The sequence below is a fragment of the Cyanobacteriota bacterium genome, from assembly GCA_025054735.1.
GTDB lineage: Bacteria > Cyanobacteriota > Cyanobacteriia > SKYG9 > SKYG9 > SKYG9.
In genome coordinates this window covers 1-11,413 of record JANWZG010000075.1, presented here as the reverse complement: position 1 = coordinate 11,413, position 11,413 = coordinate 1, and the positions used below count along the sequence as shown (strand labels likewise).

Genomic DNA, 11,413 nt, shown 5'->3' with positions numbered 1-11,413 from the left:
TGGCAAGCCCTCCAACTACTCAAATCCTTAGCTGTTTTGTGTCGCCTCACGTGGCCATCTCAGGAGCAGGCTATGGCTATTAAGGATAGAATTTTGCAAACCATTGGGGATGAGCTGGGTTGGGATATGTTGGTGTTTGTGGGGCATAGTCAAGAAACTGCCGTAACAGGAGGACGAGTGATGATTACGCCCCAAGTGGCGCTGGCTACTAGTGAACTAGAAACAGCACTGACTAGGGCCTGCGATCGTGGCTTACGCCTGGCCATTTTCAACTCCTGTAGTAGTTTGAATATCGCCCAATCCCTTGTCCAACTGGGGTTGCAGGTCGTGGCTATGCGAGAACCTATTCGTACCGATGTGGCTCAGCAGTTTCTCCACCATTTGTGCCATAGCCTAGCCAATCACCAAACAATCCAATCGGCAGTTTATGCTGCTTGTCAGCACTTACGAACTACCCAACAATTTGCCTATCCCTCTACTGACCTGCTACCACTCTTGTTCAGCCCTGCCCAGGCACCACCTTTTCAATTCGCCCCGCCCCGCTGGCAACAGTGGCTACAATCCTTCCGGCTTTCTCGCCAATGGCTCCCTACGCCTCTAGAGGCAATCGTGCTAGCAGTAGCAGTCTTGGTATCTAGCATGGATGGGGTTATATCCTCTTGGTTACTGGATCTTCGCTACCTCAGCCAAGCTGTTTATTACGATCTGACCAACCAAGTGCCATCGCAGATAGTTCCCCCTGTGCTGCTGATTGGTATTGATCAGGAGTCGATCGATCGTGCCCAAAGAACCATCCCCAACTTTAAGACCTTTCCTATTGATCGTCGGTATCTGGCAAAAATCGTGGCAGACACTGCTTCCCTAGAGGCACGTGTCGTTGGCATTGACTATTTTCTAGATACGGAACAACCCCACGAACAGCAGCTCACTCAAGCTATTGAAGCAAGCGTTGCCTACAAAAACACCTGGTTTGTGTTTGCAGTTAATGACAAAGACAAACTACATGACAGTGGCAACCGACTGCAATGGAGCCTGAGGGGAGATGTGAGATACCACTATCCCTCAGCCCAAGACGGAACCTGTCATAACCTATGCCCGTTTACCTACTTGCTAGCAATAGCTAAAATTCTTTCCCAGGCATCTTTTCACCAGTCCTACCCCCAACCCCAGCTTGAACATCAAGGTGACTTTCAATTGGCCGTTAGTGGCTATCTGAGACAATGGCTCAATCGCCCAGACCAAAGTCCGATCGCACCACTACAGGTACCCAACCTACCCCTGGGATTATCCACTATTAATGACTTTGCGTTGCCTTTAGAAACAGCTTATCGATTTATCCCAGCTTGGCAATTTCTTGAGCAAGCCGAGCCTGATTCAGCTTGGGCAAGAACCGTAACGCAACCGATTGTGCTGATTGCCTCGTGGGGATATGGTGAAGCTGAAGATACCTTTTCTGCTTATCTATCGACCCAATATTGGTGTAAGCGTCGGCAGCAGCTAGAAAGAGATTGCTCTACAATATTCGGCGGTGAAAATATTGCCCAAGCTCTACGGGATCTGTTGATTGCTCGTCCAATAGTGAGGATTCCCGATCGCTGGCTAGTTCCTGTGGCGGCGGTGGTTACCAAAGGGGTCACTCTGCACTTAAGCCGTCGATCGCAACAACAACGCTATCGTCTAATGCTGCTCTTTCTGGGTGTGACGGGACTCTATGGGCTAGTCAGCCTCCAGCTTTATAACTCAGCCGCCGTGCTCATGCCTTGGCTACTGCCATCCATGACGAGCTGGATCTATTTAGGACTGGCTCTAAATCGCAAGGGATAATTTGCTAGGTGTCACATTCCTACAAGCTGTCGGGATCAATCCCTTGGGAGCGCAGGTAATCAGCCAGTCGCTCAGCCCGTAGCCGTTCTTGCTCAGCCCGCAGCCGTTCCTGTTCAGCCCGTTCTTGAGCAGTTGGCACCCATTCCCCAGCCGCATCATACCAGCGCAACCACAGCCCTGTAATTCCCTTGTAGTCGCCTTGCCACAGCCCTAACCCTAGCTGCAATTCCTCAATCCACAATCGATGTTGAGGCAGTGCTACGGCTTGATAGCGAGTACCTTCTAACCGAAAAACTCGGAGGTGATTGTCGTAGCGATCGTAAATCACGTAGTAGGGAACACGTAAAATCCGTTCATAGACTTCCCACTTGGTAGGTGGCTTGTTGAGTGCTCGCAGGTTTTGCTCCAGGTCTTCCTCTTCTGTGCCAGGAGAGAGTAATTCCAGCACCATAAATGGGGGAACGCCCTCCTGCCAGATGACATAGCTGAGGCGTAAATCCTGCTGCTGGCTAGCACGGGGAACGTCAACAGCTAAGAACCAATCTGGGCGCTTATACCAGAGGGGATGGCGACTGTCGTAGTAGAGGTAAAGGTCGCAGGCTATGAAGATCTGGTCAGGTGAGTAAGTAGGTGGCTGACAGGTTTCCTCCATCAAGTCGGCTTGAAAGCGGTGAAATTCATCAGGCAATGCGGGTTCTCCTACGGTTTCACTGGGCAAGTCATACATAGTAGGCAGGGGTTGCCGACGTAAATGGGGCAAGTTGGCCTGAGACATAGCACTGGATTAAGACAGGTTTACTAGTGGGTCTATTCTAGCAGGAATGGTCACTACCTAGGCTATCAATAAGATGTAACCACTGCGACAAGCTCAGTACATACCCTAATATGATTCCACCATATAGAGCCATACCAAATTTTTGGGAAATTAGTCATTTGTACAGTGGTCATTATTCCGGAAGAGACATCTTGGCAGTGAAGAATACCCTAAGTCCGGTTAAATTACTGAAACTACAAATGACCTGATCCAATGAAGGGTTTCCCCCTCCTGTACTAGAGAGGAGGTTTAAGGGAACCTGAGTCAGTCAATGTCTGGCTGCAAACTTAAGGGTGTCTACGATCGCGAAACCAACTAATCCCTGAGTAACACTAAACTGAATAGGCTGAACTTGCCCCCGCCTATTCCTCAATAGTTGTTGAACAACCTAGCAACAACTGCTCTGTGTTAGATGATCAACCCTCGACATTAAAGGATAGTCATTATGCCCCAGCAACCAGCTAGAACTACCCCAAGCTTATCTAAGCCCGAGTCTAGGCGCAAGCCCAAGCCTAATCCCAAAAAGCCTAGTTCCCCCAATAGCACCCACTCCATACCAGCCAAGCCCTGAACTGAAGAGGCTGATAGATCACACATCCATCACCTGTTGACAACGGCATTGTTATACCGATTTTCCAAGAACTGGTTACACAACTTTGGTTCGCTCGTAGTGCGGGCTGGAGCCTGCACGATCGTCTATTTGGTCTAAGTCGGTTTGCAATCATTCCACTTAATCCTTTATGCTCAGGAGAACATGAACTATGCCAGCACCGAACAGGAGTAGAATTTCCCCAATACTCCTAGCACCCAGAAGACCTCAACCAAATCCCTACTGCCCCTCTAGAACCAATGGCACCCACTATAGGCCCTGTTCAAGACTCAATGGCACCCACAGGCCAGGGAGCACATATTATCGCATCCCTACCGGGTAAGACAAACCCTCTGGACGGGCTTCACCAAGCATAATCGTGCAGGCTTAGTGACAGCTAGTAACCCTTTGTTCAGACTGATCAAGATGGATTGTACTCGGTATAATCCATCCTATTTGCTTTAAGGATTTACCTACTCAAGTAGGGGTCATTCCTGGTATTGTCCAGTGCTCTAGCTCAACTGAATAGGCTGCGATCGTCATCACCTAAACCTCTGTGGAGGGATCACCACCTCCATTAGCATCAATTCCTCAAGGTAGGTAACATTACCATGACTAACATTGCTAACACAATAAAGACTGTTAAGGCTCAGAATCGGCAGTTCAACTATGCATTTCTGCAGGGGATTTTGGAAGGGTTTACCTATGGCATTTTGCTCCTCACGGAACGGGGGGAAATTCTCTATGCCAATTGGCAACTTCATCAAATCCTTGACCATCTGGCTGAGGATGAACATGAGGCTCACCTCTTCAACCAAGAAATCTGGCGGCTTCATGCAGCTACAACTAAAACTAGTAGCATTCAAACCCATTATGCTGTCATTCTAGAGTCAAAACTCTTGACAACCTCCTTAGGCACGTTGCACCTAGAGGCTCGACGATCGCAATTAACCCTATTTCCTACCCCATTGGTGATTGTGACCATCCAAAATCAACGGCTGCAAAAACGAGTTTCCCTGAAAAATGTGCAACAGGATGGCTTAACACCCCGAGAACTGGAAATTTGGGCACTGCGACAGGCTAACTATAGCTATGCAGAGATTGCCACAGAGTTGTATATCAGCATCAACACAGTCAAAAAGCACTTGAAGAATATTTACGCCAAGTTAGGGTGTTCTCTCCAACACAGAATGAAGGCCAGCTAGCGTATGATCAAATCCTAGGTTAAGCTTTATGAAGCAATGGCACTAAGTGAGAATGGTAGTTGGCTATGGAGTTGAGTGCATCCCCCAATGCTGTGCAGCGAATTCTGGATGCTAATCTTGATCGAGCACGGGAAGGCTTGCGGGTGATTGAAGACTGGTGTCGATTTGGTTTGGAAAATCGGGAACTGACGGCTGAGTGCAAGGACTTGCGACAGGCAATAGCAGCTTGGCATGGGCCTGAATTGCGGGCAGCACGAAACACGCCGGAAGATCCAGGGACGACAATTACCCATGAGCGTGAAGAGCAGCGATCGACTCTAGGGGATTTGCTGCAGGCCAACCTGTGCCGCGTACAGGAAGCACTACGAGTTGTGGAGGAATATGGCAAGCTGTATGAACCCCGTATGGGTGAAGCCTTTAAGCAAATGCGTTATCGGGTGTATGCCCTAGAGAGTCAGTTGATGATGAGGGATGTTCAACCGCAAGATCGTCGTCAAAGGCTCTACCAAAGCCAGCTATACCTGGTGACATCCCCAGTAGACAATCTCCTAGAGGTAGTGGAGGCTGCCCTACAAGGTGGGTTAGCCTTGGTGCAATATCGTGATAAGTCGGTGGAAGATGGCATTCGGTTTACGCGGGCGAAGCAACTCTGCGACCTCTGTCACCGCTATGGTGCCCTATTTTTGGTCAACGATCGCCCTGATATTGCCCTAGCAGTGGACGCAGACGGGGTGCATGTAGGTCAACAGGATTTAGATCCAACCATTGTGCGGCAATTATTGGGAGTCGATCGCATTATTGGTATGTCTACTACAAACCCTGACGAACTCCAGCGGGCACTTGCCAGCAATGTGGACTATGTAGGCGTAGGCCCTGTTTACGAAACCCCTACCAAGGCCGGAAAAGCTGCCGCCGGACTCAGCTATGTGCGGTATGCTGCTGAGCAGGTGTCAATACCTTGGTATGCGATCGGCAGTGTGGATCTCACCAATCTCAAGGATGTAATGGCAGCCGGGGCTACCCGTGTCGCCGTCGTGCGAGCCATCATGCAGGCACCCGACCCTAAAGCTGTCACTGAGCAGTTTCTGGCCCAGTTGCACCATGCAACTGTTTCCCCTTCCCCTTGTGCTCATGCCAATTGACCTTGGTCACGGTGGCTGGAATCATCGAACCAAGGAACGTGGGATACTGGGGATATTACTGATGGACAAACAGGATGGGGCAAACAGCACAATGCGTGGTATGGGTACGGCTAGGGGATAGAAGGTATGGGCACTGTGATTATGGAGATAGCGATTGTAGGGCTGTTGGCCTCATTGGCAGCGATCGCCTGGTTTGGCTATCGTCTGCGGCAATCAATGGCGGCTGCTCCTCACCTGGAGCCAGCTACGATCGCTCTAACTCCCTGTACCCTTACGGTCATTATCCCTGCTTACAATGAAGAACTGAACCTACAAAACTGTGTACAGTCTGTGCTAGCTAGTGACCTGCCACCAACTGTAGAGCTATCGGTTTGGATTGCAGATGATGAATCGACTGACCAAACCGCTATCATTGCCCAAGCACTAGCGGCGACTGATACCCGGTTGCATGTGTTGACCGTGCCGCCTCGACCTACCCAAGAACTTTGGCGTGGCAAGAATTGGGCTTGTGCCCAAGCCGCAAACCAAGCAACCGGAGATTATGTGCTGTTCATGGATGCTGATGTGCGGTTAGCACCAGGGGCGATCGCGGCTGCCCTTGCTGAAAGCCAATCCTATCAGATCGATCTGCTCAGTTGCGCTCCAGAAATTATTTGTGGCTGTTTTGCTGAATGGCTGGTTCAGCCGCTGATGATGGGGCTGCTGGCGGTTGGGTTCCGGTTTGATGCCGTCAACGACCCCAGTGATCCTACAGCCTTTGCCGCTGGGCCGTTTATGTTGTTTCGACGACAAGCCTATGCAGCGATCGGTGGTCATCGTGCCGTTGCTGCCGAGGTTGTAGAAGATGTGGAACTAGCACGCCGAATTAAACGCCAAGGATACCGCTTGCGCTATGTCTTAGCTTTGGGACTGGTGCAAGTGCGCATGTATCGCTCCTTTGCTGCCCTTTGGGAAGGTTGGACAAAAAACCTCTACCTAGGTGCCCAGCGGAGTATTGCTGCGATGTTCCTTATTGCCGTAGCCATGGCATTGCTCTATGTCTTCCCTTGGTTAGCCCTCACGAGCATTCCAGTTCTCGCTTGGCATCCATCCCGTGTGTCTCACCCGTTGCTGCTGTTCACTGCTGTTGGGTTGCTGGTGCTGACCCTTGCGGCCCAATATGGGCTGCGTTGCTACTGTGCCCACTTATTTCACCAACCGTTGTACTATTGGTGGTTAAGTTGGCTAGGGGGAGGGATTGTGATGGCCATGGCGATCGCCTCCGTCATTAAAACCGAAACAGGTTGGGGCTGGACTTGGCGAGGCCGTTCCCTAGCTACCTAGCCTAGTACCTTAGTTGTCTGTAGTTCCAAATATTGCTAATGTCTATGTCCTCCGAAGCTATGCAACTTGCCAATGGTCATTACCAAGCAGGCAAAATCGCCTTTGAATCAGGTCAATATCGTGAAGCGGTACAGCAATTAGAAAAAGCCTGTGCCCTGGTGAATCGGCAATTGCGCTTTGGGGGCGAGATGCAAATTTGGCTGGTGACAGCCTATGAAGCGGCAGGTCAATCGAGTGAAGCTATTGCTCTCTGCCGCCGCTTGGGTCAACATCCAGACATTGAAACTCGCAAACAGAGTCGTCGCCTGCTGGCCATCCTCGAAGCCCCTAGGCTGGTCACTCGTCCAGAGTGGTTAACCCAAATTCCTGACCTGACTGCTTTAGATGTCGAGAAGACTAGTGCTGCCTATGCCACGGCCAAGCCTAGCCGTAAAGTGGTCGATCGCAAGAGCTACGAACTAGACGCAGTAGACTTGAGCCAAGTGAATACCCGTGATAATCGCTTCACGTGGGTGGCACTGGGTTTAGTAAGTCTCTTGCTAGGAGTGCTCCTATGGTGGGGAATGTAGTTACTGAGTCAAGCCATGCTCTAGCGCATAGCGCACTAGTTCTGTGCGGCTGTTGGTGCCTGTTTTGCTAAATAACCGACTCACATACTTTTCCACATTACGAACGCTGGTCTCTAGGCGACGGGCAATTTCTTTGTTCATCAAACCCTGGGCTACCAATTCCAAGACACTGCGCTCACGGGGTGTCAAGTCGATGTTGATGGGAGCAGGTGTCTTAGCAATGCCCGTTGGAGTTAATGCTCCCTGCCGAATCAGTAGCTCTCGAATTTCAGCAATTTGCCGCGCCATGTCAGCAATGTCTAAGTTTTCCCCGTCACCAGTGATTTCAGGAATCGTGGGGGTGTTCTTTTCCAACAGATTTTCGACGATCGCCACCAACTCATCGGGGTCAAAGGGTTTGGATAGGTAGGCATCACAACCAGCCTTGTAACCTTGGATGCGATCAGCTGTCATGCCCCGCGCCGTTAGAAACACCACAGGCAGCGACTTGAACCTGGGATCCTCCCGCAGTTGCCGCAAAAACTGGTAACCATCCACTTGGGGCATCATGATATCCGTAATCACCAAATCATAGAGGCGCTGTTGCATCATTGCCCAACCTTCTGTGGCATTGCTAGCCACATCTACATCAAAGCCACTATCACTAAGATAGGCTTCTACAGCTTCCCGCAGCCTAGGTTCATCATCCACTAACAGCAACCGCCCAGCCATGGCGCACATCCTCCGTTGGTCATGAATCAATTGTTATTGGTCATGGGTCATTGGTCAATCAATAATACCGATTCTGCAAGGAGGTGATGTAGATTGTAAGAGCCGACTATTGGTTTGTTTTTTACGGAGCAGATCTGTTGCTACACCTGCACTGTACAGCGTTGCTTTATTTCCTAGCCCTGACGATCGCAACTATGGTTGCCATCATAATGTCCTAATGGCTGTCTGCCCAATCAATCAGATGAAAGGGGTTAGCTAGGGGATTGCTCAGGGCAACCTATGTCAAGGGAAATGATTTGCTAAAAAATGAGTGGAGACTAAATTGAGAGACAAAGGCTATGCACAATCTGTAAAGTTCTGATAAACCTGGCAGTACTGGATTAAAGTTCTAATAAAACTTGACTGCATTCTGTGATTTTAGCGCTGTCGTCCCATTATGCTGAAGGCAGGACTGTGGGATTCGCGAGTGCAGCATGACCCTAAGCTAGCGTGAAAGGGGGCCTCGCTCTAGGGTTGCTTGCCGATGACCAACGTCATTAACTGACTGAACTAGCGGCAAGAAATCTGCTTATGTTGGCCTGACCAAACTGTTGTCACCTAAGTCCATCTTTTCTAAATTACACGTAGTATTACGGATCGAGTGTGCGTCTGTTTGAATGAGTTGTAGTGCTGATTTACGATCGCAACTATCGTTAGACTGAAGCATAACTACATAGTCTCATAGCCATAGTCTCATAGCCTCCTGCAAGTTGCCTCGACACTATGACGGGTACTGTTGATGAAATCCCCAAGTCTAAAATCCTAATCGTGGATGACAACCCCGATAACTTGCGAGTGCTGAAGCGGCTACTGGCAGCCAATGGCCATGAAATCCGAATTGCCACAAAAGGGACCATTGCTCTTGCCAGCGCCCATATGGACTTGCCTGATTTAGTTTTGCTCGATATTCTCATGCCAGAAATGAATGGCTATGAAGTGTGCCAGCAACTCAAGGCTAACCAGAAAACCCGTGACATTCCCATCATTTTCATCAGCGCCCAAGACGATGTTGCTAACAAAGTAAAGGCTTTTGAACTAGGGGCTGTTGACTACATCACTAAGCCATTTCAATCCGCAGAAATTTTAGCGCGAGTGCAAACCCACCTCACCCTGAAGCGGCTGCAACAGCGGCTACAAGACCAAAACGCGGCCCTGGAACGCAAGATTCGTGATCAGAATCAGGTAAATGATCTAGAACATCAAGTGACCGTAGCCCTGATGTCTACCCTAGAAGACTTGCCTACCTATGATTTTCAGGTGCCTGAGTCAACTCTGGGAATGGCGGTCATGGAAACCTTTCGAGATCATCCCAAGTTACCTGGTGTACTGATCACGGATGATCATGCCAAGCTACTAGGCATGATTGCCCGTCCCAAGTTCTTTGAATATTTTGGGCGGCCCTACGGAGTCGAGATGTATAGTAAGCGTCCCATAGGGGTGATGCTGAATGCTATTAACCAAGCTGAGCAGAGCCTTGGCTTACAGTCATTTCTGCTGCTGCCGCCTACCTGTACCATTCAAGCTGCTGTGAATCGTGCTCTAGGTCGTCCAGAACCCTACACCTACGAGCCGATCGTCGTTGAACAACCAGATAACACTTGGCGGCTTCTGCCAATGAATACATTGCTGTTAGCCTACTCTCAGCTATTCGTCTATTCCAATAAGGTTCTGAAGGAAGCCGATGAAGAACTACAGCTCGTGCTGGGCATCACCCAAGCTATTAGTGCTGCCCCTGACTTTAACACTGCCTTGGAAGTTGCCTTGCACTCTCTCTGTGAAGTAACGGGATGGAACTATGGAGAAGCTTGGGTAGAGTCGTCCGATCGCACGGTGATTGAGTGTGCTACTAGTTGGTGTAGCGATCAATCGACGCTGGATAGTGCTGCATCAACGGCTCTCGATCAATTTCGCAACTACACCGAAGCCTTGACCTTTTTGCCAGGGGAAGGGTTGCCTGGTCGGGTGTGGCAACAACGTCAACCGGAATGGACTACGGATTTAAGTAAAGACCTAGACGAATCATTCTTGCGCCATGAACCAGCCGCCGCCTGTGGGTTTGTGGCAGGATTCGGGGTGCCGATCGTCGCTATGTCCAACTCCTATGAAACTGGAGAACAAGATCGCGTCATTGCCGTATTGGTATTCCTTACACGAATTGTGCGCCCCCAAGATGAACGGTGGATCCGGCTAGTACCAGCCATTTCAGGGCAGTTAGGGTCTGTCTTGGCGCAAAAGCAGTCTCAAGCCGAACTACGAGCTTTACTAGCTGCCATGAATGACATAGTGCTAGTACGAGATGCCTCTGGACGCTGCCTTAAGGTTGCGCCTACTCACAACATGAACCTCTACAAGCCAGCTAGTGAGATGATAGGCAAACGTCTCGTGGATGTGATGCCCCCAGCCCAAGCTAACCACGTCCTCAGTTGTATTCAAGAAAGTCTGCGGACACAAACTCCTGTCCGTACTGAATACAGCTTACCTATGGGCGACCAAGAAGTGTGGCTCTCTACCACTATTTCTCCCTTAACAGATAACTTGGTAGTTATTGTTGGCCGAGATATTACTGACCAAAAGCGGGCAGAAGCGGCGCTGCGTCAAAGTGAGGCCCAAAACCGTGCCATTATTGCGGCTATTCCTGACTTGCTAATCCGGCTCCGTCGAGATGGTACCTATCTGGACTATATCCCGGCAAAAAATGAGAAGGCTCACTCGGTCAATGGTGAGCACGTCGTTGGGCGGAAGGTTTATGATGTCTTGGCTCCAGACCACGCCGCTCGCCAAATGCAGGGGGTTGCTCAAGCATTAGCCACAGGTAAATTGGTGACCTATGAACAACGGCTGTACACTCCTGATGGCACACCATTTGATGAGGAAGTGCGCATCGTAGTCAGTGGCGAAGATGAAGTGCTGGTTATTATACGTGATATTACTGATCGCAAGCGCCTAGAAGAGGAAATCCGTGCTACCAATGCTGAGATGCGAGCATTGTTTGCCTCTATGCATGAGTTGGTAGTGGTGCGCGATCGCTATGGGCGCTGTCTCAAAATCCCAACGACGAAAGCTGTCAGCATCTATAAGTCAGTGGAATCTCAGTTGGGCACCATGCTACACGATGTTTTTCCCCAGGACATAGCTGATATGATGCTAAGCTGCATTCATCAAGCCTTAGATACTCGTAGAACTGTCAACGCTGAATA

8 protein-coding genes are annotated in these 11,413 nt (G+C 49.9%); 6 read left to right on the top strand and 2 right to left on the bottom strand.

Annotated elements, in window-relative coordinates; genetic code table 11:
* Window positions 1-1,824 (top strand): CHASE2 domain-containing protein (locus tag NZ772_05515; GenBank protein ID MCS6813018.1); only part of this gene is annotated, 1,824 nt, incomplete at its 5' end.
* Window positions 1,825-1,843: 19 nt separating this feature from the next.
* Here NZ772_05515 and NZ772_05510 read toward each other — a convergent pair.
* Window positions 1,844-2,599, bottom strand: a complete 756-nt coding sequence (locus NZ772_05510) for a Uma2 family endonuclease (GenBank protein MCS6813017.1) — start codon at window positions 2,597-2,599, stop codon at window positions 1,844-1,846.
* Window positions 2,600-3,838: 1,239 nt separating this feature from the next.
* Between NZ772_05510 and NZ772_05505 the strand changes: the two genes are divergently transcribed.
* The 4 genes from NZ772_05505 to NZ772_05490 all read left to right on the top strand — a co-directional run bounded on the left by NZ772_05505 (window position 3,839) and on the right by NZ772_05490 (window position 7,466).
* A complete protein-coding gene (locus NZ772_05505) occupies window positions 3,839-4,432 on the top strand; it encodes a LuxR C-terminal-related transcriptional regulator (protein ID MCS6813016.1) in 594 nt (197 codons plus the stop codon).
* Window positions 4,433-4,497: 65 nt separating this feature from the next.
* Window positions 4,498-5,574, top strand: coding sequence for a thiamine phosphate synthase (locus NZ772_05500; GenBank protein MCS6813015.1), 1,077 nt, complete (start codon window positions 4,498-4,500; stop codon window positions 5,572-5,574).
* 126 nt (window positions 5,575-5,700) lie between these two features.
* Window positions 5,701-6,897: a glycosyltransferase gene (locus NZ772_05495; protein ID MCS6813014.1), complete on the top strand. Its 1,197-nt coding sequence runs from the start codon at window positions 5,701-5,703 to the stop codon at window positions 6,895-6,897.
* 44 nt (window positions 6,898-6,941) lie between these two features.
* Window positions 6,942-7,466 (top strand): hypothetical protein, encoded by a 525-nt coding sequence (locus tag NZ772_05490; protein MCS6813013.1) that lies wholly within the window; start codon window positions 6,942-6,944, stop codon window positions 7,464-7,466.
* Here the strand turns inward: NZ772_05490 and NZ772_05485 are convergent, their stop codons facing one another.
* Window positions 7,467-8,177, bottom strand: coding sequence for a response regulator transcription factor (locus NZ772_05485; GenBank protein MCS6813012.1), 711 nt, complete (start codon window positions 8,175-8,177; stop codon window positions 7,467-7,469).
* 762 nt (window positions 8,178-8,939) lie between these two features.
* Between NZ772_05485 and NZ772_05480 the strand changes: the two genes are divergently transcribed.
* Window positions 8,940-11,413, top strand: a 2,474-nt coding sequence (locus NZ772_05480) for a response regulator (protein ID MCS6813011.1), incomplete at its 3' end; no start/stop codon positions are given.

Coding starts and splice junctions, on each gene's coding strand:
- NZ772_05485 (MCS6813012.1), bottom strand. CDS start 8,177: ATGGCTGGGCGGTTGCTGTTAGTGGATGATGAACCTAGGCTGCGGGAA.
- NZ772_05490 (MCS6813013.1), top strand. CDS start 6,942: ATGTCCTCCGAAGCTATGCAACTTGCCAATGGTCATTACCAAGCAGGC.
- NZ772_05505 (MCS6813016.1), top strand. CDS start 3,839: ATGACTAACATTGCTAACACAATAAAGACTGTTAAGGCTCAGAATCGG.
- NZ772_05495 (MCS6813014.1), top strand. CDS start 5,701: ATGGGCACTGTGATTATGGAGATAGCGATTGTAGGGCTGTTGGCCTCA.
- NZ772_05510 (MCS6813017.1), bottom strand. CDS start 2,599: ATGTCTCAGGCCAACTTGCCCCATTTACGTCGGCAACCCCTGCCTACT.
- NZ772_05500 (MCS6813015.1), top strand. CDS start 4,498: ATGGAGTTGAGTGCATCCCCCAATGCTGTGCAGCGAATTCTGGATGCT.